This window comes from Mycobacterium sp. (genome assembly GCF_036488105.1).
Lineage (GTDB): Bacteria > Actinomycetota > Actinomycetes > Mycobacteriales > Mycobacteriaceae > Mycobacterium.
Genome location: NZ_DASXHW010000357.1, coordinates 1 through 21,180 on the forward strand (window position 1 = coordinate 1; position 21,180 = coordinate 21,180).

The 21,180-nt window shown below is 63.5% G+C and carries 22 protein-coding genes; 10 read left to right on the plus strand and 12 right to left on the minus strand.

The annotated features are described in order from the left end of the window. The first annotated feature begins 110 nt into the window (after positions 1–110). Entirely contained in the window at positions 111–254 is a 144-nt protein-coding gene (locus tag VGH54_RS18825; protein ID WP_331513590.1) for a hypothetical protein, read from the plus strand. Positions 255–460: 206 nt separating this feature from the next. Further along, positions 461–2,299, plus strand: a complete 1,839-nt coding sequence (locus VGH54_RS18830; protein ID WP_331513591.1) for an NAD-binding protein — start codon at positions 461–463, stop codon at positions 2,297–2,299. A gap of 58 nt (positions 2,300–2,357) precedes the next feature. On the opposite strand, the gene VGH54_RS18835 is transcribed toward VGH54_RS18830, so the two are convergent. From VGH54_RS18835 to VGH54_RS18860, 6 genes are all read right to left on the minus strand, one after another. Next, positions 2,358–2,801: a DUF732 domain-containing protein gene (locus VGH54_RS18835; RefSeq protein WP_331513592.1), complete on the minus strand. Its 444-nt coding sequence runs from the start codon at positions 2,799–2,801 to the stop codon at positions 2,358–2,360. 76 nt (positions 2,802–2,877) lie between these two features. Beyond that, positions 2,878–4,314 carry a type I glutamate--ammonia ligase gene (glnA, locus tag VGH54_RS18840; RefSeq protein WP_331513593.1) on the minus strand — a complete coding sequence of 479 codons (1,437 nt, stop codon included), beginning with the start codon at positions 4,312–4,314 and terminating at the stop codon, positions 2,878–2,880. A 103-nt stretch (positions 4,315–4,417) separates the two neighbouring features. After that, positions 4,418–5,164, minus strand: a complete 747-nt coding sequence (locus tag VGH54_RS18845; RefSeq protein WP_331513594.1) for a glucose 1-dehydrogenase — start codon at positions 5,162–5,164, stop codon at positions 4,418–4,420. A gap of 81 nt (positions 5,165–5,245) precedes the next feature. Continuing rightward, positions 5,246–5,500 carry a hypothetical protein gene (locus VGH54_RS18850; protein WP_331513595.1) on the minus strand — a complete coding sequence of 85 codons (255 nt, stop codon included), beginning with the start codon at positions 5,498–5,500 and terminating at the stop codon, positions 5,246–5,248. A 100-nt stretch (positions 5,501–5,600) separates the two neighbouring features. Further along, positions 5,601–6,299, minus strand: coding sequence for a glycoside hydrolase (locus tag VGH54_RS18855; protein ID WP_331513596.1), 699 nt, complete (start codon positions 6,297–6,299; stop codon positions 5,601–5,603). A gap of 69 nt (positions 6,300–6,368) precedes the next feature. Beyond that, positions 6,369–6,761: a hypothetical protein gene (locus VGH54_RS18860; RefSeq protein ID WP_331513597.1), complete on the minus strand. Its 393-nt coding sequence runs from the start codon at positions 6,759–6,761 to the stop codon at positions 6,369–6,371. A 232-nt stretch (positions 6,762–6,993) separates the two neighbouring features. On the opposite strand from VGH54_RS18860, the gene VGH54_RS18865 reads away from it, so the two are divergent. Continuing rightward, positions 6,994–8,196, plus strand: coding sequence for a cytochrome P450 (locus VGH54_RS18865; protein WP_331513598.1), 1,203 nt, complete (start codon positions 6,994–6,996; stop codon positions 8,194–8,196). Between the two features lie 157 nt (positions 8,197–8,353). Here VGH54_RS18865 and VGH54_RS18870 read toward each other — a convergent pair whose 3' ends face one another. The 4 genes from VGH54_RS18870 to VGH54_RS18885 all read right to left on the minus strand — a co-directional run bounded on the left by VGH54_RS18870 (position 8,354) and on the right by VGH54_RS18885 (position 11,520). Next, positions 8,354–8,926: a helix-turn-helix domain-containing protein gene (locus tag VGH54_RS18870; protein WP_331513610.1), complete on the minus strand. Its 573-nt coding sequence runs from the start codon at positions 8,924–8,926 to the stop codon at positions 8,354–8,356. A gap of 61 nt (positions 8,927–8,987) precedes the next feature. Further along, positions 8,988–9,323: a hypothetical protein gene (locus VGH54_RS18875; RefSeq protein WP_331513599.1), complete on the minus strand. Its 336-nt coding sequence runs from the start codon at positions 9,321–9,323 to the stop codon at positions 8,988–8,990. Next, entirely contained in the window at positions 9,323–10,627 is a 1,305-nt protein-coding gene (locus VGH54_RS18880; RefSeq protein ID WP_331513600.1) for an aromatic ring-hydroxylating dioxygenase subunit alpha, read from the minus strand. The genes VGH54_RS18875 and VGH54_RS18880 overlap by 1 nt, the downstream gene beginning before the upstream one ends. After that, positions 10,624–11,520 (minus strand): enoyl-CoA hydratase/isomerase family protein, encoded by an 897-nt coding sequence (locus VGH54_RS18885; protein ID WP_331513601.1) that lies wholly within the window; start codon positions 11,518–11,520, stop codon positions 10,624–10,626. Before VGH54_RS18885 ends, VGH54_RS18880 begins: the two co-directional genes overlap by 4 nt. A gap of 146 nt (positions 11,521–11,666) precedes the next feature. Between VGH54_RS18885 and VGH54_RS18890 the strand changes: the two genes are divergently transcribed. Continuing rightward, positions 11,667–12,701 (plus strand): transposase, encoded by a 1,035-nt coding sequence (locus tag VGH54_RS18890; RefSeq protein WP_331513602.1) that lies wholly within the window; start codon positions 11,667–11,669, stop codon positions 12,699–12,701. A gap of 141 nt (positions 12,702–12,842) precedes the next feature. Here the strand turns inward: VGH54_RS18890 and VGH54_RS18895 are convergent, their stop codons facing one another. Then, complete coding sequence (locus VGH54_RS18895) at positions 12,843–13,808, minus strand: TIGR03621 family F420-dependent LLM class oxidoreductase (RefSeq protein WP_331513603.1); 966 nt, start codon at positions 13,806–13,808, stop codon at positions 12,843–12,845. 86 nt (positions 13,809–13,894) lie between these two features. Between VGH54_RS18895 and VGH54_RS18900 the strand changes: the two genes are divergently transcribed. After that, positions 13,895–14,599 (plus strand): SDR family NAD(P)-dependent oxidoreductase, encoded by a 705-nt coding sequence (locus VGH54_RS18900; protein WP_331513604.1) that lies wholly within the window; start codon positions 13,895–13,897, stop codon positions 14,597–14,599. 9 nt (positions 14,600–14,608) lie between these two features. Then, positions 14,609–16,063 carry an aldehyde dehydrogenase gene (locus VGH54_RS18905; RefSeq protein WP_331513605.1) on the plus strand — a complete coding sequence of 485 codons (1,455 nt, stop codon included), beginning with the start codon at positions 14,609–14,611 and terminating at the stop codon, positions 16,061–16,063. Here VGH54_RS18905 and VGH54_RS18910 read toward each other — a convergent pair. Then, positions 16,060–16,611: a hypothetical protein gene (locus tag VGH54_RS18910; RefSeq protein ID WP_331513606.1), complete on the minus strand. Its 552-nt coding sequence runs from the start codon at positions 16,609–16,611 to the stop codon at positions 16,060–16,062. The two genes, VGH54_RS18905 and VGH54_RS18910, sit on opposite strands and share 4 nt — an antisense overlap. Positions 16,612–16,732: 121 nt before the next feature. Between VGH54_RS18910 and VGH54_RS18915 the strand changes: the two genes are divergently transcribed. The 4 genes from VGH54_RS18915 to VGH54_RS18930 all read left to right on the plus strand — a co-directional run. After that, positions 16,733–18,463, plus strand: coding sequence for an acyl-CoA dehydrogenase family protein (locus tag VGH54_RS18915; RefSeq protein ID WP_331513607.1), 1,731 nt, complete (start codon positions 16,733–16,735; stop codon positions 18,461–18,463). 58 nt (positions 18,464–18,521) lie between these two features. Next, positions 18,522–19,424, plus strand: coding sequence for an NAD(P)-dependent oxidoreductase (locus VGH54_RS18920; RefSeq protein ID WP_331513608.1), 903 nt, complete (start codon positions 18,522–18,524; stop codon positions 19,422–19,424). A gap of 218 nt (positions 19,425–19,642) precedes the next feature. Beyond that, positions 19,643–20,740, plus strand: a complete 1,098-nt coding sequence (locus VGH54_RS18925) for a ferredoxin reductase (RefSeq protein WP_331513609.1) — start codon at positions 19,643–19,645, stop codon at positions 20,738–20,740. Between the two features lie 15 nt (positions 20,741–20,755). Further along, positions 20,756–21,180, plus strand: a 425-nt coding sequence (locus VGH54_RS18930; RefSeq protein ID WP_414688747.1) for a fatty acid desaturase family protein, incomplete at its 3' end; no start/stop codon positions are given.

Below are 21,180 nucleotides of genomic sequence, written 5' to 3' on the forward strand. Positions count from 1 at the left end.
GTCCTACGTCAAGGACCTGGAGAACTTCGACTACACCCCCGAGGAGTGTCGAACCATTATGCGCGACAACGGACTTCAGTTGTCGCTCCGCAAACCAGTCTGATCGATCTGTGAATGTCAGCAAGTCGAATCTGGTCGCCATCCTGCTGGAGGTCGGCGAGGAGAACGCGGCGGTCCTGCTAGCGCGCTCGAACCTACCGAACGAGATCGACCTGCAGGTCGACTACACCGGCACCTGCCCGGTGGCTCACTGAATCAGCGGGCGTCAGGCGTCGCAATACTCGTCAAGTATTTCTGCTGCGTGACGCTCTTGAGTCCAACGTGTTGCAACGCGACTCCGGTTGCGGCGCAGCGGTGTTGGTCGACTGTATCTCGGCTTCTCCGGTGGCGCTTTCCGAATTTGTCACCGATAGTCATAGGAAGTGTGAACTGTTAGGTGTCAGCGGGGATGGGAGTGGTTATGCCTGTCGCGACCGACCCCGTTGGCCAGCGGAAAAACCAACCGGCTGCTGCGCAACAAAGTGAGACCTTTCAATTTCATCGCGAGATCATCGTCTGCGGTGACGACGCGCTGGCGAACACGATCATCGACGAACTGCGGGGCGCCGGCGCCCGGATCATCCGGATCACCTCGGCCGCCGATCTGCTGGGCGCTGGGGTGCATCGCGCGCGCGCCGTCGTCTGCGCGGGGCCAAACGACGCCGTCAACCTCGAAATCGCACTTTTAGCAAGGCGATTCAGCCCGAATGTGCGGGTGGTGGCGCGCCTGGCAGACAGCGTGCTGCGCGACGCGGTTGCTGCCGTCAGCGGCCCCGGCGCGATCTTGAACGTCGCCGACCTCGCCGCGCCGTCGGTCATCGAGGCGGTTCTGTCCCGCAACACGCACCAGTTCGCCACGGCGGGTATCGAATTCGTCGTGTGGGGATCGGCCGCGCCGAAGGACGGGACGCTGCGCGAAATCTATAACGATCTGGCACCGGTGGCGGTGGTCCATGGCAAGAATTCGCCCACCCCCGGCGAGGTGGTGCCGTGTCCGGGACGGGACCTGCAGGTCTACACCGGCGACTGGACCTCGATGATCGGCGTCAAAGACGAAATGGAAGCGCGCGGGATCACCGTGCCGCCCTCGACAGCGACGCGCTCTAGCCAGTCCAGGGTGCGACGCGTCATCGATGCCCTGCGCGCGATGCGTGAGGACGCCAACCCACTGCTATTTCCGTCGCTGATATTCACGCTGGTGCTCATGTTCGGCTCGACAGCGGTGGTGCGCTTCACCTACGTGAACCCGCGTATGTCGTGGCTGGATGCGTTGTACTTCACCACCGAGACGGTCACCAGCGTCGGCTTCGGCGATTACAGTTTCGCGGCGCAAGCCCCTGTTTTGCGGTACTTCGCCATCGGGTTGATGTTCGCCGGTGTGACGGTTACCGCCATCCTCGTCGCGCTCGTCGCGGACCTGCTGCTGTCCCGCCGCTTCGTCCACACGGCCGGTATCCGACGGGCCCGCCGTATGCGCGACCACATTGTTGTCGTCGGCCTGAGTTCAACTGGCATCCGCGTTGTCCGTGAACTCGCCGCTAAGGGATATGACGTCGTCGTCATCGAGCACGACGAGAACAATCGGTTCTTGCCGACGGTCGCCAAACTTGACGTGCCGGTGATTTTCGGCGACTCGACGATGCGCCAGACGCTGGAATCGGCGCGCGTCGATCGCGCCCGTGGCGTCGCGGTGATGACACAAGACGACATGGAGAACATCCGGACCGGCATCGTCCTGCTGGAAATGTTGGGATCCGATACCAAGGTGCCGATTGTGCTGCGCGTTCAGGGACGCGCGCTGAGCGCTGCGGTGAACCAGCAGTTCGGTTTCGAAAACGTGCGGTCGGTCGTGGACCTGGCAGCCCCATGGTTCATCGGCGCGGCGATGGGTCTGCAAGTCCTGGCAACGTTTTGGGTCGGGCAGCGCTCGTTTATGGTCGGCGCGATGCTGGTAGCGGAGGGCAGCGAGCTCGACGGGATGCCCATGGTGGAACTGTCCACTCAGACGCGTGTCATCGCGATCATCCGACCGGAAGGGCCGGTGAGGCTGCGCCCACGCCGCGACGCTCGAATGCAAGCTGGCGACACGGTGTACCTCATCGGCCCGTATCGCGAGCTGATCGCGACGCTACGCAAGGGCCAACCGCCACCCATGACTGCGATCAACGGCGAAAGTGCGTTGGCGCTCGCCGCCGCGCGTGGCGCGCACCGGCCCGAGGTGCGCCGGCCGCGATGGGCGCCGGATCCGAACGACGTCTGACCGATCGACGCAAGCAGTTCGAGCGCATCGGCCAGTGGTTCCAAACTAACGAGCGCGTCTACGTCTGGTGACGTACCCCTGACACTGGACCAGTTGCTTGATCAAGGCGAGGGAAGCCGACGTCGTCGCTTACATACGGATCGGTAAGGTGGCTTGGGCAGTAGACTTCCGCTGATACGGCGATGAATCTGATCGCGGTTCTATGAACCCGTGCGGACTCTGAGCGGTAAGCCGGATTCTCCGCGAAAATGCCGTTCATCTCTTCGTCTACGACGGTATAGACCGAGGCGCCGCCATTGAGTTCGGCACAAATTTGATGGGCTCGGGCGACGAGAGCAGGCAAGTTATCCATGAGGGGAATCTGATCTTGTTCGAGCAGCGACACAAACTGATCCTGCTGGCTTGGGTCGGCGCTTGCCGCGCCAGCGCAAATAATTGCGGCGGTCAGCACCACCGAGGCGCTAACCAGAGCGTCGGCAAGGCTGGTGATGCCGGTGCGCACGGCAGGATTTCCATTTCTTCGGCGTCATCTGCTCGGTATCCAATTCAACCCGAGTGACGACAGGACGTCCATAGGCTTACACGTCGTAGTACAGCGCGAATTCGTACGGGGTCGGGTGGAGGTTATACGGCGCAAGCTCGTAAGTCCGCTTGTAGTCGATCCACGTTGCGATCAGGTCAGGCGTGAAAACACCGCCCTCGGTGAGGTATTCGTGGTCCTCTTCCAGCCGGTCGATCACAGCGGACAGCTGGGTCGGAGCCTGTGGGATGTCCGCGGCTTCTTCCGGCGGGAGCTCGTAGAGGTCCTTGTCGATCGGGGGAGGCGGCTCGATCTTGTTCTTGATGCCGTCCAAGCCGGCCATCATCATGGCCGCGAACGACAGATAGGGATTACCCGATGCGTCGGGACATCGGAATTCCAGGCGCTTGGCCCTGGGGTTGCTGCCGGTGATTGGTATGCGCACGCAGGCCGAGCGGTTGCGTTGGCTGTAGACCAGGTTGATCGGCGCCTCATACCCGGGCACCAGACGCTTATAGGAGTTCACCGTGGGATTGGTGAAGGCCAGCAGCGACGGGGCGTGGTACAACAGGCCGCCGATGTAGTGCCGCGCGATGTCCGACAACCCGGCGTATCCCGCGTCGTCGTAGAACAGCGGGACGCCGTCCTTCCACAGCGACTGGTGCGAGTGCATGCCGGAGCCGTTGTCGCCGAACAGGGGCTTGGGCATGAAGGTCACGGATTTGCCGGCCTGCCATGCGGTCTGTTTGACGATGTACTTGAACATCTGATGGTCGTCGGCCGCGTGCAACAACGTGTTGAACTTGTAGTTGATTTCGGCCTGGCCGCCGCTGCCCACTTCGTGGTGGCCCTTCTCGAGACTGAAACCGGCATTCGTCAGGTGGGTGAGCATGACGTCGCGCAGGTCGACATAGTGGTCGGCGGGGGCTACCGGGAAATACCCGCCCTTAGGGCGGACTTTGTGGCCCAGGTTGGGGCTGCCGTCCGACTCGGTCTGCGCTCCGGTGTTCCACCACCCAGACGTGGCGTCCACCTTGTAGAACGATTCATTGGTGCGCGAGTCGAAACTGACCGAGTCGAAGATGTAGAACTCGGCTTCCGGGCCGAAGTAGGCGGTGTCGGCGATGCCCGAGCTGACCAGATAGTTCTCCGCCTTGCGGGCGACGTTGCGCGGGTCGCGCGAGTACAACTCGAGGGTGAACGGGTCGTGCACGGAAAAGTTCACGATCAGCGTTTTGGCGGCCCGAAACGGGTCGATGGTCGCGGTTTCCGGATCGGGAAGCAGCAGCATGTCGGATTCGTGAATCGATTGGAACCCTCGAATCGACGAGCCGTCGAAGGCCAATCCTTCCTCGAACACGGTTTCGTCGAATACGTAGATCGGAATGGTGAAGTGCTGCATGGTGCCCGGCAGGTCGCAGAAACGGACGTCGACGTACTCGATGTGTTCGTCCTTGGCGAGTTTGAAGATATCGTCTGGCGTCTTGTCGGACACGGAAAACCCCTTTGCTTGGCCAAACCGCGCCGTTGCGGCGTGCCACAATTCACGCACGCCGCGAGGCTTTCCGCATCCGGGGCCGATAGTCCGCCGAAGGTTGCTAGGAGACCAGATCTTTCCTGGGGGTGTCGGCGGTGACTCCGCCGTCGACGACGAACTCCGAGCCTGTTGAGTAGGAGGATTCGTCGCTGGCCAAATAGAGGACGAGATTGGACACCTCGATCGGCTCACCGGGACGGCCGAGGGGCGCAGCGACGATGTCGTCGGGAAAATGAGCCGTCATGGGTGTGCGCACCAACCCCGGATGAACCGAGTTGACGCGGATGTTGTAGCGCCCGAGTTCGATCGCGGTCGATTTTGTCAGCCCGCGCACTGCCCACTTGGAGGCAACGTAGGCATGCGCGAACGGGGCACCCCGCAGCCCTTCGATTGACGAGATGTTGACGATCGAGCCCCCGCCGGACCGGATCATTTCATCCACCACGGCTTGGGTGCCGAGGAAAGTGCCGGTCAGATTGACGTCGAGGGTGTGGCGCCAACGCTCGAGTTCGAACTTGCGCAGCGTTTTACGGCCTGCGACGCCGGCATTGTTCACCAGTACGTTGAGGTGCCCGAACCGCCGCACCGTCTCGGCGACCGCTGCGGTCCATTGCTCCGGTTGTGTCACGTCCAGGCGCAGATAATGCGCGTTGTCGCCGAGTTGTCTTGCAACAGCATGGCCTTCGTCGTCGAGAACGTCGCCGATCACGACCTTGGCGCCCTCGCTGACCAATAGGCGCGCGTGTTCGGCGCCCATGCCGCGGGCACCGCCCGTGATCAGCGCGACCTTGCCATCGACTCGTCCCACCGAAATCTCCCTCTACCTCGAGATGGCCGGCCTGTGACGGCCATGAAGGGAGGTTAGGCGAGCGGGATGCTGTGAGGCGGTTTAACCGCCGTAGGTAGGTCCTTGGACCCCGTTGGTCCAAGTCGTGCATTTGTTGCCGGTGCAGCACGTTTCCTGCAACTGCGGGTCTTGCCCGAAATGCGCGCTCACCTGGCTCTGGGTGTATTGGCCACCGGAGGCCTTACAGGAATCCTCGATGCCGGTTTGAGCGTGAGCGAAAGGCGCGGCCAGGATCATCGCCGTGACCGGGATGCCGAAAGCGGCCACCGGGATCGCGCGGAAGACCGGACGTTTCATGTTTCTCCATAATTCTCGGGGTCAGGCTCAGTTTACCGGCTGCCGCCTTTCAAACGGCCTGGGTGTCGGACGGTCGCGTGCGTTTCGACGACCGTCTCGATCAGGCTGGCGGCGTCGGGCTCATCGATCCGATGGAGTAGGTCTCGTGGCCCGTCGGGTAACCGCCGCCATCGGTTGCGATATGCACGTGGTCGTAGTGGTTGGCGGTTTCGTTCCCGAGGTTTGCCGTCCAGCTTGGTCTGCCGATCCCGGGGTAGATCTTCTGCCGCCAGATCACGTGGTCGACTCCCCACCGTTTGGCGTTAGCCAGGGCATAACCCGCGATCTGGTCGCCGAGTTCGATGCCCTCGAGTGAGTTGTGGTTAGGGATCATCACGTCGATCGCCAGACCATTGGGGTGCCACTTCAAGGCGTCTTGGCGGTACCCGCCGATGGTTGTGATCTGTGGAAACAGCAGGCTGATGGCGCGAGCTGCCCAGATCGTCTTGACCTGAAGGCCGTTCTCGGGCGCGACGCCGGCAGGTAGCGAGAACTGGAAGCTCTGCGCTGTCGTGGGTGCGTCAGCCGCCAACGATTGCGTCTCGGCGGCGGTGGCGATGCGCGGTGGCGCGGGGGGAGGGGCGGGTGGAGCGGGATGTGGAAGCGCGACGGGGCTCGGGCTTGGCGCGGCCGCTGTCGGCTTCTGGCCGCAGCACGGCGACTCGGTGCTCTGGGCGTAGAGCATGGCAGCAGAAACGGCGACGGTGGCTCCGAATGCCAGCCAGCGACCACCTCCGCCGGCTAACCGGTTTCTGCTCATGAACAGCACCTTAACGCCGGATCAAGAGTTGTGCGGCAACTTTGTACAGCTCTTGTCGGAGCTTTTTGATCAGTAGATCACCGGGGAGAAGGCGGCCGAATTGCCCGTACCCTGGCAACTCACGTCGACGGCGTAGTGCCCGCCGAGTTGCTGGAAGATGATCGTTATCGGTGCCGAGGGATTCGGCCCGTTGAGCGTCGTCTGGCTGAGGTAGGGAAGCGCGGGCGTGCCCTGGACTCCCACCGCGTGGTATTGGCAGACTTCGATTGCGCCGGGCGGGTTGCGAAGATCGGTGATTGTCGCGAATATGGCCCCGCCGCCCTCGCCGTAGCTGACCTGCATGCTGTTGTCGCTGTTGTAGAAGTAAGTCGGGTCGGTGGCGTGCGCGATTCCGGCGCTTGAGAATGCCAGCAGCGCAAGTGCGGCCGCAGCGGTCGCCGAGGTTTTCCGGATGGTGTCCATGATGTGCCCTGCTTTCGTCGGCCGAACGCCTAATTACAGGTTAATTGAGTCGGCACCGGAGTCCGGTCGATTTGCCACGCATCGTCGACGCGTACCCGCTCGGCGTGCAACCACTCGCGCCTCCAGTGGGCCTTGACGTGCTTGCCAGAGGGCTGCTAAACATGGCATGCGCCCGAAATTGGGCGATCGCCCAAAACCCTCTGGGAGGCTTCACATGGGCCGGGAGGCATAGATGACCGTCGCACCTGAGACCGACGTCTACTACGACCCCTATGACACGGGAATCAACACCGATCCGTATCCGACCTTCGCGCGGCTGCGCGAGGAAGCGCCGATCTACTACAACGAGCAGTACGACTTCTGGGCCATATCAAGGCATTCCGACGTTGAGCAGGCGCTGGCGAACTGGCAGGTCTTTTCCAGCCGGCGCAGCGACATCCTCGAATTGGTGAAGTCGAAATTCGACATGCCCGGTGGCGTGATGATGTTTCAGGACCCGCCTGAGCATTCGATGCTGCGCGGCCTGATGTCGCGGGTGTTCACCCCGCGCCGGATGGCCGAGATCGAAGATCAGATTCGGGCCTACTGCGTGGGATGCCTGGACCCACACGTCGGGTCGGACGGGTTCGACATCATCGCCGAGCTCGCGTCGATGATGCCGATGCGGGTGATCGGAATGCTGTTGGGCATCCCGGAATCCGAGCAGATCTCGGTGCGCGACGCCAACGACGCCAACCTGCGCACCAAGCCGGGGACGCCGCTCAAGGTCGCCAACGCCGACTCCATCGCCGACGGCCGGATCTACGCCGACTACGTCGAGTGGCGATCCAAGAACCCGTCCGACGACCTGATGACGACGTTGCTCAACGTGGAGTTCGACGACGAGCATGGTGTGCACCGGAAGCTGACACGCAAAGAGGTGCTGCACTACACCCAGGTGGTCGCGGGCGCGGGCAACGAGACAACGGGCCGGCTGATCGGCTGGCTGGCCAAGGTGCTGGCCGAACACCCCGACCAGCGGCGAGAGGTCGAGCAGGATCGTTCACTGCTGAATCGCACCGTGGACGAGACGCTGCGGTTCGAGCCCACGGGGCCGCACGTGGCCCGTTGGATGGCAGAGGATTTCGAGTGCTACGGCACCACCATCCCGGCCGGCAGCGCGATGCTGCTGTTGTTCGGCGCGGCCAATCGAGACCCCCGCCGATACTCCGACCCGGACCTCTTCAACATTCATCGCGACAACATCTCGCACATCACTTTCGGCAAAGGTGTGCACTACTGCCTGGGAGCCAACCTTGCCCGGCTGGAGGGCCGCGTGGCGCTCGACGAGATCCTCAACCGCTGGCCCGATTGGGGTATCGACTACGACACGGCACAACTCGCGTCGACGTCTACCGTGCGCGGGTGGGAGAAGCTGCGGATCCTGCTGCCCTAGCCCCGTTATTCAGTCCCGCGCGTCGCACAATCTTCGGGCGTGGGCTTTTTGCCCACCTCGTAGCGAAAATCATTGCGTCGCGGGCGAGTTTTCGCTGTGAGGCGGGCAGAAAGGTGCATCCGGCCTTCGAGGGATGGCAGTGACCGGTGGTTACCCCCTAGCCGGACTCGGCGGCGCGCTCTTGTCGCGTTTTCGGCTGTGGCATCTCGAATTTGTGCAGGAATCGGTGCACCAAAGCGATGGCCTCGTCGTGGCCGCCGGAGGTGCCGAGCCCTTGTTCGAGGATCAGGGTGCGGCCGATCGCAGCGATGACGACCGCCAGGGCGGCCGGTGGAAAATCTTCGGTGTCCAGGTCGTGTTCGCGGACGATGAAGTTCAGTGCGGTGATCTGTTGCTCGCGCCAGCGTTCGGACCAGGCCGCGATCTCGGCGCGAATTTCCTTGCGGTGATTGGCAAGTCCCATGAACTCCAGCAACAGCCGGGTGTCTTTGGGCGCGATCAGGGTTTCCCAGAACGCGTGCAACGGCCGGTCGGAGGCCAACGCCTTCTGTTGCCGGTCCAGGTAGATGGTGGCCCCGATCCGGAAGACCGCCAGATACAGCTCGTCCATGGTGGGGAAGTAGTAGTGCACCAGCGCAGGTTTGACACCGGCCCGGGCGGCGACCCGGCGCGAGGTGGCCGCGGCGTAACCCTCCTCGACCATGATCTGACTCGTCGCGGCGATCAGCATGTCGCGCGTGCTGGAGTCGCGTGCCTTGGGTCGGGCGGATGCGGTCACCTTGGGAGTCCTATCACACCGCCGGCTCAGCGACCATCTCGAAGAAGGCGGCACCCGAGTCCGGGATCCTGTTCTGTTTGAACACGTTGACGGCGTAGGAGACCAGGATCATCGAATACAGCAGGTGCAGCAGAGTCGTGGCGTCGTCCGGTAAATCGTCGATATCGAGACCGTTGAGGTAGGCGATCGCCTCCTCGGCCCGCGGCGCCACCGCATCGTAGAAGCTGACCAGCTCGTCGAAAGGCTTCGACAGGCGTGCTTCGTAGCGTTGCGCCCGAGTCGGCAGCGCCCAGTCGGCGACGAACGGCTGAAGGTCGGAGAAACCTTGCGGCAAAGTCAAATCCGACATCACGACTCCTTCGCGGACTGATAGGCACCGACCGTGTCACGGATGACCGTGTGGAACTGGCGGATGAGCAGCTCCTGGTCGCTGAGGTGAAAGGTGTTCTGCGCTCGTGTTTTCAGTGCGGAATGGGTGGCCTCGATGGTGTTCACGTCCTGCATGGCGAACTCGATCGTGCTGTCGACAACCAGTTCCTGCGCAAGGCGATCCGCAGCGTTCGCCGGCGGCACGAAGTACAGGTCGATCTCGTAGATGTGTGAGTCGACCGTTTCCGGCCAGTAGGTGTAGGTGATGTAGTAGCCGCGGGCCCAGATCTGGACCGAGATGTTCGGGAATAGCCAGAACTGGTCGTTGCCCCACGAGGCGATGTTGCCGCGGTTGAGGAACTCGGCTCCATCGTTTTCGAGTCCGATGTCGGGAACGTCGTCCGGACCGAAAAGTCCTGCGCGGAAAAGCTTGTAGACCCAGCGCTGGTCCTGGCGGGCCGGTCCCGCGGTGCCAGGTTCACGGGCCGGTAGTGGCGGCGGCCCGGGAACCGAGGTGAGCATGTGCGGGCGGAATAGCTCGTAGTGGTACGAGTCGACGGGCGGCACCATCTTCTCGGCCTTGGAGACGTCCGGGTCGATGAAACGGCCGTGCACGTACGGCGGGTGGTACCACTCGCATACCGAGTCAACGGCGAGTTTCCAATTGCCGTTGATCCGCGTCGAGAAGCCGTAATGCTGGGTCATCTTCTCGAATGGATAGCTCTCGACAGGCAGCAGTCCGTCGCCGAGGAAGCTGCGCAACGGAACCGGGTCGTCGGCGAGATTGATAAAGATGAAACCCGCCCACCCCTCGCAATGCACCGGCGGCATCCGCAGCGAGTTCTTGTCCAGGTTGAAAAACTCGCTCTCGTTGGTGATGTGGTTGACCTTGCCGTCCAGGCCGTAACGCCAGCCGTGGTACTTGCAGGAGAACGCGCGACAGCTCCCCGAGGATTCCTCACCGGGGTGTTCCTGCCAGACCACCTTGTTGCCGCGGTGAGCGCACACGTTGTGAAACGCGTGCACCGTGTCGTCGAGGTCACGCGCGATCACGATCGACGCAAGACGTCCGGGCAGGTCGCGGGTGAAGTACGAGCCCTTGCGCGGTAGCCGTTCGATTCGCCCGACGCACAACCAGTTTCGCTTGAACACGGCTTCGCGTTCGGCGGTGAAGAATTCTTCGGAGATGGAGTCTTCGTAGTTGACCGGGGCTGTGCCCAGTTCGGGGTAGTCGGTGGTGAACTTGCCCCGCCCGGTCGACAATCGTTGTTGGATGCTGGTCACGAGGGCACTCCTTCGTTGCGTTGACCGCCATTGCGCGGGGCACTCCAGGGTTCGTCATCCCAGGCCCGATCGAGTGGCGCCATCTCGCCACCGAACGGGAAAAACGCACGCTGCGCATAGGTTTCGCGGGCCAGGCCGTGACCGAGCTCGTCGATGAAAGCCCGCTTGAGCGGGTTGGTGAAGAGTTGACGCGAGTAGCGCAGCGTCAGCGGTGGGCGTTTGACCAATTCGCGGGCCAACTCCCAGGCCCGATCCAGGACTTTGTCTTTGGGCAGCACCTCGTTGACCACGCCCCACTCTTTGGCTTCGGCTGCCCCGAGCTTCATGCCGGTCAACAGAAAATAGCGAGCGCGGGTGTGGCCGGCCAGAAAACTCCAGATCACGTGCTGGCCGTCGCCGGGCACCTGGCCGCGGGGGAAGTGCGATGCGTCCTGGAAGTAGGCGTCCTCGGAAGCCAGCACGATATCGCCGAGCAGCGGCACCTCGGAATGCATGTTGCACGGACCGTTCACGGCGCTGATCATCGGCACGTCGACGTCGAGCACGTTGGTGATCAAGTGCCTTGCATACCAAGCTTTTTCGTCAAGCTTGTGCAGGCCGCGGGTGCCGGGCATCAGCAGGTAGTCGGGCTTTTCGACGGGGTCGCCGTTCGGCATCCGCCCCCAGTTGGCGTTGTAGTTCTCGCCGGTGCCGGTGTGGATGAGCACCTTGATCTCGCGGTCGCCGGCGATGTCGGCGAACGCATCCGACATCTGGTCGTGCGCCCGCCAGTCCCACACCAGGCTGCCGCCGTTGGTGTGGCACTGCATGAGCAGGATGCCGTCATCGGATAGCTCGAGTCGATAGTTCGCGTACCGGTCGTGGTATTCGCTGTATCGGGTCCGCTTTGCCATTAGCGCGCCCCAAGGAGATCGGCGGCTTTGGACGTCGGGGGAATCGGGGCCGGTGAATAGCGTGACCTGGCGGGTTTTGTCGGTGGCGTTGCATAGGGTGCGGTCATGTTCAGCCGTCGCTTTGCTCGTAGCGGAGTGGATCTGTTGTGAGGCGGGCATATGTGTTTCGGTTGCGGCCGACCGCGCGCCAGCATGTGGCGTTGGCGGCGTGTGTGGACGCCCACCGCGAGCTTTACAACGCTGCGTTGCAGGAGCGCAGGGATGCCTGGTCGCACGCCAGTAGGACTCGGATCCGCTATGGGGATCAGTCCGCGCAGCTGACTCAGATGCGAGCGGCGCGCCCGGATCAAGCGGCGTGGTCGTTCTCCAGCCAGCAGGCGACGTTGCGGCGGTTGAACAAGGCGTTCGCCGGGTTTTTCGGCCGGGTGAAGGCTGGGCAGACGCCGGGGTATCCGCGGTTTAAGGCCAAGGCCCGGTTCGACAGCGTGGGGTGGCCCAAAGACGGCGACGGCGCCCGCTGGCTGCCCGAGCGGGGCCGGGTATATCTGCAGGGCATCGGCCAGGTCAAGGCTGATCTGCACCGTCAGGTGGCGGGCCGAGTGAAGACCATCCAGATCAAACGCCAGGGGCGGCGGTGGACTCTGGTGGCCGCAGCCCAGCAGCGGCTGGCTCGGGCCCGCCGCGGTGGGAAGAATCGTGCGGCCAAACGGGAAACCGTCGCCGCGCGGCACCGCAAGATCGCCAACCAGCGCAAGGACTTTCATCACAAGCAAGCCCGCGAGCTCGCCGCCCGATACGACCTGATCGTCGTGGAGGACTTGACGATCACCAACATGCTGCGTCGGGCCAAGCCCGTCGCGGATCCCGCCAACCGGGGGCGCTACCTGCCCAACGGGGCTCGGGCGAAGTCCGGGCTCAACCGATCGATCAGTGACGCTGGCTGGGGCCAGTTCGTCTCGATACTGCGTGCCAAAGCGGAAGAGGCTGGGCGGGCTTGGATTGAGGTCGACCCCCGGCACACCTCCGACCGCTGCGAAGCCCGTGGGCACGTAGCACGCGCGAACCGCGTCACGCAAGCGGAATTCGCCTGCCAACGCTGCGGTCGCAGCGCACCGGCAGACGAACACGCCGCACGCAACATCCTGCGGGCCGGACTGGCCCATCACGCCCACGCGGCGTGAAAAGAAGCTGGCGGCTTCAGCCGTCAGAGAAGTCACTGAGTCGTCTCACTCCTGCGGTGGTAGTTCTGGCGCCAACACTATTTGAGCGATCGCCCAATAGCTACGTGCCATGTTTACACCTCCGCACGCAGTGGTCAAGGTCTAGCGGCCGGTGAGCCGGGCCACGACCGGAGCGAACGACTCGATCTGCGACTGCTGCACCGTGACGTAGTTGACGCCGAGCGAATCCCGTCGCGAATACAGCGTCTCTACAATGCTTTCCAGCGAACCGATCATCACGTTGGGATGTTCGCGCAGCACCTCGACCGGAATCCCGGTCGACGACCCCGCTTTCGTAAGCGCGGCTTCGGGGTCGTCGGTGATCGCCGCGAAGTACGGTGAACTCTCAATTTCCAGCCCACCGAAACGCTCTCCCGCAGCGGCCCGGACCACGTCGATCCGGCGTCGCGCGACGGTGTGTGGATCCAGGCCCTCGGCGTCGCGCGCCACAAACGGCACGCTGGACATGCTGACGATGTCGGCTTCCCGGCCGGCGAACGACAACATCCGCGGCCCGCCGCCGCCGATCATGATCGGCGGATGCGGGCGCTGCACCGGGCGGGGCCGGCCCCCGTAACCGCGCACCTGAACAATCTGGCCGGCGTAGTCCAGTTCCTCGCCGGCCCAGTGTGCCTTGATCAGCGACACCACCTCGGCGAGCTTGGCGATTCGCCGGCCCGGTCGGTCGAAGCTCAAACCCATTGCGTTGTACTCGGTTTCGCTCCAGCCCGCTCCGATCCCCATCTCCAGCCGACCGTCCGACAGCAGATCCAGGGTCGCGGCTTCTTTGGCCAGTACGGCCGGCACGTGATAGTCGATGCAGAACACCCGACACCCAATGCGAAGCGTCTCGCTGACGGCGGCCGCTGCGGCCATCGCCGCAATCGGCGCGAGGTCCTGGCGAGGGGTGCGCGCGACTTTCTGTGCGGGACCGGGACCCAGATAGTGATCGGCGAGGAAAAGCGTTGAGTAGCCGAGATCTTCGACTTTGCGAACCGTATCGCGCCACTCACGTCCGCCGGCTGCGTTGGTCGCCTGCACGGCGAAGCGGAACGGGGGCCTGTCCATGGGCTTGACCATAATCGACGCGGAATGATAGGCATGGGGTTTGGGCAGTCGCTCAGGAAAGTTGCCAAGAAAGGGCGGTGGCGAGCTTGAGGACGGCGGTCGTAACGGGCGGTGCCTCGGGGATTGGTCATGCCGTCGCCGAGCGGTTGCGCAGCGACGGATTTCAGGTGGCCGTCATCGACTTGTCGCCCACCGACGACGAGTTCGGTTACGTCGCCGACGTCATCGACCGCACGCAGGTGGACGCCGCCGTCGCCGCGGTTCGGGAGAAGTTCGGCCCGATCCTGGTGCTGGTCAACTCCGCCGGGGTGGAAGGCTTCCAGAAGTTCTCGAAGATGACGTTCCCGGAGTGGTCGAAGGTGATCGACGTCAACCTCAACGGTGTATTCCACACGATCCAGTCGGTGCTGCCCGACATGGTCGAGGCCGGATGGGGGCGCATCGTCAACATCTCGTCGTCCAGCACGCACTCCGGCCAGCCCTTCATGGCGCACTATGTGGCGGCCAAGTCGGCGGTGAACGGCCTGACCAAATCGCTGGCGCTGGAATACGGTCCGTCGGGCATCACCGTCAACGCGGTTCCGCCGGGGTTCGTGGACACACCGATGCTGCGCAGCGCGGAAAGCCGACACCTGCTTGGCGGAACCGTGGAAGACCACATCAACCGCACACCTGTGCGCCGGGTGGGCCGGCCCGAGGACATCGCTGCCGCGTGCGCATTTTTGGTTTCCGACGAGGCCAGCTACATCACTGGGCAGATACTCGGCGTCAACGGCGGTCGCAACACCTGAGAGGACCAGATGTACGACAGGGAACAGCTTTTCATCGATGGGAAATGGGATGGTGCCCACGGTGATTCGGTCATCACCGTGATATCGCCGCACAGCGAGGCCGAGATCGGCCGCGCGGCGTGCGCGGGAGCCCTCGACGTCGACCGTGCCGTCGACGCCGCGCGTGCGGCGTTCGACACCGGACCGTGGCCGCGGATGCAACCGAGCGAACGGATCGAGGCGATCGGGCGCCTGGCGGCCGTCTACAAGGAACGGCGAGCCGACATGGCGGCGCTCATCTCGGCCGAAATCGGTGCGCCGATCAGCTTCGCGAAAATGGCGCAGGTCCGGCTTCCGTTGACCATGATGTCGGCGTTCTGCGGTATCGCCGGTAGCTACCAGTGGCAGCAGGACCGTCCGGGGTTGTACGGCAAGGACATTCGGATCAGGAAGCAACCGGTCGGAGTGGTCGCCGCGGTGGTCCCGTGGAACATGCCGCAGTTCCTGACGGTCGCCAAGGTCATCCCGGCGCTGTTGGCCGGGTGCTCGGTAGTGCTCAAACCGGCGCCCGAGTCGGTGCTCGATGCGCTGCTGCTCGCTGACCTGGTCGCCGAGGCGGATCTGCCGCCGGGTGTGTTCAACGTGGTGCCCGGTGGCCGCGACGTCGGCGAGTTGCTGGTAAGCCACGCCGGCGTGGACAAGGTCTCGTTCACCGGGTCGACGGCGGCCGGACGCCAGGTCGCGCTCGCGTGTGCGGCCGGGCTGAAGCAGGTCAGCCTCGAACTGGGCGGCAAGTCCGCGGCCATCGTGCTCGACGATGCCGATCCGTCGGCCGTGGCCACCGGCATACAGATGGCCAGCCTGGCCAACAGTGGCCAGGTATGCAACGCGCTGAGCCGGATTCTGGTGCCCGCGGCCCGCCAGGCCGAGTTCGTCGACGCGTTGGCGGCGGCGATGGAGTCGATGCCGGTCGGCGACCCCGCCGACGCCAATACTCAGATCGGTCCGTTGGTGGCCCAGCGGCAGCAAGAACGCGTCCGCGGTTACATCGAATCGGGGCGCAGCGAGGGGGCCCGCCTGGTGGTCGGCGGCGCCGACATGCCCGACGGCCTCGACGCCGGCTGGTACGTACGGCCGACGTTGTTCAGCGACGCCAACAACGACATGCGGATCGCGCGCGAGGAGATCTTCGGCCCGGTGCTGACCGTTATCTCCTACCGCGACGAGGACGAGGCAATCCGGATCGCCAACGACACCGAGTACGGGCTGGCCGGGTCGGTGTTCACCGCCGACACCGATCGCGGATATGGCGTGGCCGCGCGCGTACGGTCAGGCACCTTCGGCGTCAACGAGGGCTACATCATGGATCCCGCCGCCCCATTCGGCGGTGTCAAGAACAGCGGCTACGGTCGTGAACTCGGAGTCGAGGGAATCGACAGCTACACCGTGAGCCAATCGATTTCGGCTGCGGCGCAAGCAAACTAGTGCTTGCCGCCTCCGACTTCGGCGGGCAGCGGCGGAGGCAACGGTGCCGTCGACGTCGCTGTCGTCGGAGCCGGTGTCGCGGCCGGTGCTTGAGGCTTGGCCGCCGGGGTCTGCGGTGCCCCGGCCGCCGCCTGCGTGGTCTTCGGTCCGTGGAACGACACCATCGGTTCCCGGCGGATCACCCCACTGGCGTCGCTGACGACCAGCGCGCTCGATGTCACCGTGTAGGTAACGCCGTCTTGCTTCGCGACGTAGCTACCGTCAGGGGACGCTGAGGCCGACGCGATCAATTTCGCGTCGTCGCTGATCCGCACACCGTGGTAGCCGTACTGGCCGGCCGGGCTCTTGCAGATCGCCACCCGCGAGTTCGCTGTGCTGCCGAATGCGACCGCCGTGTTGGGTGCCGCGCAGCGCGCGGAGGAGTCGACGAAACCCAGGGCGTCAGTAGCCGGGTCGGCGGCGGCCAGCGGCGTCCCGATCGCATACAACGTCCAGCACGCCGCCGCGGCAACCGTGCCGAGTCGAGTGCAACGCAGGTACGAGGACATCAGGCTTACACCAGAACATGGGGGACCCAGCGGCCCGCGCACCCGCGCCGCGCGGCTATTGAATCGTTAGCTGGTTGAGACTTGCCCATGACGTAACCGACTAGCGCTAGATTCGACGCCCATGGGACTGCTATTTGATCCGAACACCTACGACCCGTCGCATTTCGACCCGGAAACACGGCGTCAGCTGCGTGCGGTGATCGACTGGTTCGAGGGCCGCGGCAAGGTGAAGCTGCTGCGCGACGACCTCGAAGCCGCGTGGGTGTCGGATTTCCTGGACTTCATCAAGCAGGAAAAGATCTTCGCAACCTTTCTCACTCCCTCGGAATACAGCGGCGGCGACCCGAACAAGCGGTGGGACACCTCCCGCAACGCAGCGTTGAGCGAGATCTTCGGGTTTTACGGGCTGTCGTACTGGTACGCCGAGCAGGTGACCATTTTGGGCCTCGGGCCGATCTGGCAGAGCGACAACATCAAGGCCAAGGAGCGCGCGGCCGCACAGCTGGAGGCCGGCGGCGTGATGGCGTTCGCGCTGTCCGAGCGGGAACACGGCGCCGACATCTACAACACCGACTTGCTGCTCACGCCCGCGAAAGCGGACGACGACGAAGGGGTCGTGTACCGGGCGTCGGGGGAGAAGTACTACATCGGCAACGGCAACGTGGCAGGCATGGTGTCGGTGTTCTCGCGCCGCACCGACGTGGACGGCGCCGACGGTTATGTCTGGTTCGTCGCCGACAGCGCGCATGAGAATTACGAACTGATCGGCAATGTGGTGCACGGCCAGATGTTCGTCAGCAACTTCCGGCTCAACGACTATCCGGTGCACGAGGAGGACATCCTGTGCACCGGGCCGGAAGCGTTCTCCGCTGCGCTCAATACGGTCAACGTCGGCAAGTTCAACTTGTGCTCCGGCTCGATCGGGATGTGTGAACACGCCTTCTACGAGGCAATCAACCATGCCAACAACCGCATGCTGTACGGCAACCCGGTCACCGACTTCCCCCACGTGCGGGCCAGTTTCGTCGAGGCCTACGCGCGCTTGATCGCGATGAAATTGTTCAGCGACCGAGCGATCGACTACTTCCGCAGCGCCAGCCTCGACGACCGTCGCTACCTATTGTTCAACCCGGTGACCAAAGCCAAGGTGACGTCCGAAGGCGAGGCCGTGGTCACGCTGCTGTGGGATGTGCTGGCCGCCAAGGGCTTCGAGAAGAACACCTACTTCTGTGAAGTGGCCCGGTTGATCGGTGCGCTACCGCGGCTGGAAGGCACTGTGCACGTCAACGTCGCGCAGATCCTGAAGTTCATGCCCAACTACATGCTCAATCCCGCGGAATATCCGGAGATCGGCACCCGCAACGACCCGGCCGACGACACGTTCTTCTGGGCCCAGGGCCCGGCGCGGGGCGCGTCCAAGGTTCAGTTCGCCGACTGGACCAGGGTTTACCAGCAGCACTCCACGCTCCCGAACGTTGCGGTGTTCTACGAGCAGGCTCGCGCGCTGAAAGAGCTGCTGGTTACCGCCGCGCCGGACCCGGACCAGATGAAAGACCTCGACTTCCTGCTCGTCGTCGGTCATCTGTTCACGCTGATCGTGTACGGCCAGCTGATCCTCGAGCAGGCCGATCTCATCGGTCTCGACACCGACCTGGTCGACCAGATCTTCGAAGTCCAGATCCGCGACTTCTCGCAATACGCCGTCGCGCTGCATGGCAAGTCCAGTTCGACTGCGGCACAGCAGGATTGGGCTCTGGCTGCCGTGCGCAAGCCGGTGACCGACTCCGGCCGGTTCGACCGGGTGTGGGAGAAGGTCAGGGCCTACGACGGCGCTTACGAGATGCGGCCTTAGGCGAGATTTTCGCGGACCTCAACGCCGACGCCTTGGAGGCCGGGCATACGATCGGCAGATGCGTGGTGCCAAGATCCTGATCACCGGTCCGACCGGACAAGTCGCCAGTCCCATCGCCCAGGCCCTGGCCGCCGACAACGAGGTGTGGGGCATCGCCCGGTTCACCAATGCGGCGGCTCGCGAGGACCTCCAAAAGGCGGGTATCCGGTGCGAGACGGTCAACCTGGCCGCCGGCGAGTTCGACGGCCTGCCTTCCGATTTCGATTACGTCCTCAACTTGGCGGTCGCCAAGAGCGGCGACTGGGACAAGGACCTCGGGGCCAACGCCGAATCCGTCGGGTTGCTGATGGCGCACTGCCGCAACGCAAAAGCGTTTCTGCACTGCTCGTCGGCCGCCGTTTACGATCCGCCGGACGACGAGCCGCGCAGCGAGCACGCCGCGCTGGGCGACAACCACAAGCCGTTGTTCCCGACCTACTCCATCTCCAAGATCGCCGGCGAAGTGGTCGCCCGGACGATGGCGCGCACCCTCAACATGCCCACCGTCATCGCCCGGCTCAACGTTCCGTACGGCGACAACGGCGGATGGCCGTTCTATCACATGGAGATGATGCTCGCCGGCATCCCGATCCCGGTGCCCGCGGGAGTTCCGGCTAGCTACAACCCAATTCACGAGGACGACATCATCGCGACGATCCCGAAGCTGCTCGCGGCGGCGTCGGTGCCGGCGACGACGGTCAACTGGTGCGGCGACCAGACCGTCAGCCTGCAGGAGTGGTGTCGCTACCTCGGTTCACTGGTCGGCAAGGACCCGATGTTCGAGGAGAGCGCACAGGCGCTGCGCGGCAATCCCACCGACGTGTCACGGATGCACGAGCTCGTCGGCGCCAGCACAGTCGACTGGCAGGACGGGCTGCGCCGGATGGCGGCCAAATTCCACCCGGAGTTGATCGGCGCTTAACGGTCGTCGGGATGTTTGTAAAGCGCGCACAGCGGGCATTTGCTGTGTATTGAAGGTCGACGTACCCACTACCTCGCAACCCGAACAACGCCGGTTGTGTTTGGGAGTAAACATGTGTCTTCATTTGCTTCTATGGGAATGATATGAAACATGCTGCCTCCCAGTAGTTTTCATAGAATTACTTGTATTCAGTGCACGAGTGTGTACTGTTAAGTGACATGGCAGAACGCGGCGCGCATCCCAACGTCCCACGGGGTCGTCGACTGTTTCTGCGCGCTGTGCGGCGATTGTTCAGTCCGTTGGAGCCTGACGACTACCTGGAGATGATCAACCCGCTCTGGACCACGAAGGAGCTGCGCGGGGAGGTTGACCAGGTCGAGCCGCAAGGTTCGGAAGCCGCCAGCATCCTGATCAAACCGGGGTACGAGTGGCCTGGTCACAAGCCGGGTCAGTACGTGCGGCTCGGCGTGGTCATCGACGGCGTCTACCACTGGCGTGCGTATTCGCTGACATCTGACCCGTCCGCTGAGGACGGACTGATCAGCGTGACGCCCAAGAAGGTGGACAGCGGCGTGGTGTCGCCCTACCTCGTGGAGCAGATAAAGCCCGGAGAGATAGTGCGGCTCGGCGAGATCGAGGGAGTGTTTACGCTGCCTGAAACGCTGCCGGACAAGATGTTGTTCATCAGCGCCGGCAGCGGCATCACGCCCATTGTGAGCATGCTGCGTAGCCTCGACCACCGTGCCGAACTCGGCGACGTGGTGCACATTCATTCCGCTCGCACCCGTGATCAGGTGATGTTCTTGTCCGTTCTCGAAGACATAGCCAGTCGCCATGAGCAGATGCGGCTGGATGTGCGCCTCACCGGTGACCGGGGACGGCTCGAACCGGCTGACCTCGACGAGGAGTGTCCGGACTGGCGCGAACGCGAAGCGTTCTGCTCGGGGCCGGAAGAAATGCTCGATGCGCTCATCGAGCACTGGGAGAAGTACGGCGACCCAGATCGGCTGCACTTCGAACGCTTTCAGCCGAAAATCGGCGGCGACGCCGGTGCGGGCGAAGGCGGCGAGGTCTGCTTCCTCAAGAGCGACAAGAAGGTCGAATGTGACGGTGGCACATCAATTTTGGAAGCCGGCGAGAATGCCGGTCTGGAGCTCGCGTTCGGCTGCCGAATCGGGATCTGTCACACCTGTGTGGGAACGCTCAAATCGGGCAAGCTGCGTGATTTGCGGTCCGGTGACATTAGTGAGCCCACCGAGCAGGAAGTGCGGATCTGTATCAACGCTGCCGAAGGAAACGTCGAACTTGAACTTTGATCGAAAGGATGGACGATGACGTCTACGCTGCAACGCCCCCAAAGCCCGTTCGCTCACCTTGGCGAACAAGAGCGCGAGAAGTTGGGCAAAGAACTAGACGCGATTCACGATGAAGTGTTCGCCGACCTCGGCGACCGGGACCGCGCCTATATCAAGAAAGTCATCTCGGTACAGCGTCAGATCGTGGTTGCCGGTCGTGTCTTGCTGCTGGGTTCGCGATCTAAAACGGCGTGGGTTCTCGGCACCGCATGTCTGGGGATGGCCAAGATCCTGGAAAACATGGAGATCGGCCACAACGTCATGCACGGCCAGTGGGATTGGATGAATGATCCCGACATTCACTCCTCAGTGTGGGATTGGGACACCGCGTCGACGGCGGAATCGTGGCGGCACTCGCACAACTTCATCCACCACACCTACACAAACATTCGGGGCAAAGA

What these genes read in the sequence shown, in the direction of transcription:
- VGH54_RS18870 (WP_331513610.1), bottom strand. Translation starts at nt 8,926, where the DNA reads ATGCTGATCGCCGCGACGAGTCAGATCATGGTCGAGGAGGGTTACGCC.
- VGH54_RS18915 (WP_331513607.1), top strand. Translation starts at nt 16,733, where the DNA reads ATGGGACTGCTATTTGATCCGAACACCTACGACCCGTCGCATTTCGAC.
- VGH54_RS18875 (WP_331513599.1), bottom strand. Translation starts at nt 9,323, where the DNA reads ATGTCGGATTTGACTTTGCCGCAAGGTTTCTCCGACCTTCAGCCGTTC.
- VGH54_RS18925 (WP_331513609.1), top strand. Translation starts at nt 19,643, where the DNA reads ATGGCAGAACGCGGCGCGCATCCCAACGTCCCACGGGGTCGTCGACTG.
- VGH54_RS18910 (WP_331513606.1), bottom strand. Translation starts at nt 16,611, where the DNA reads ATGTCCTCGTACCTGCGTTGCACTCGACTCGGCACGGTTGCCGCGGCG.
- VGH54_RS18885 (WP_331513601.1), bottom strand. Translation starts at nt 11,520, where the DNA reads ATGGCAAAGCGGACCCGATACAGCGAATACCACGACCGGTACGCGAAC.
- VGH54_RS18850 (WP_331513595.1), bottom strand. Translation starts at nt 5,500, where the DNA reads ATGAAACGTCCGGTCTTCCGCGCGATCCCGGTGGCCGCTTTCGGCATC.
- VGH54_RS18830 (WP_331513591.1), top strand. Translation starts at nt 461, where the DNA reads ATGCCTGTCGCGACCGACCCCGTTGGCCAGCGGAAAAACCAACCGGCT.
- VGH54_RS18905 (WP_331513605.1), top strand. Translation starts at nt 14,609, where the DNA reads ATGTACGACAGGGAACAGCTTTTCATCGATGGGAAATGGGATGGTGCC.
- VGH54_RS18920 (WP_331513608.1), top strand. Translation starts at nt 18,522, where the DNA reads ATGCGTGGTGCCAAGATCCTGATCACCGGTCCGACCGGACAAGTCGCC.
- VGH54_RS18855 (WP_331513596.1), bottom strand. Translation starts at nt 6,299, where the DNA reads ATGAGCAGAAACCGGTTAGCCGGCGGAGGTGGTCGCTGGCTGGCATTC.
- VGH54_RS18895 (WP_331513603.1), bottom strand. Translation starts at nt 13,808, where the DNA reads ATGGACAGGCCCCCGTTCCGCTTCGCCGTGCAGGCGACCAACGCAGCC.
- VGH54_RS18865 (WP_331513598.1), top strand. Translation starts at nt 6,994, where the DNA reads ATGACCGTCGCACCTGAGACCGACGTCTACTACGACCCCTATGACACG.
- VGH54_RS18860 (WP_331513597.1), bottom strand. Translation starts at nt 6,761, where the DNA reads ATGGACACCATCCGGAAAACCTCGGCGACCGCTGCGGCCGCACTTGCG.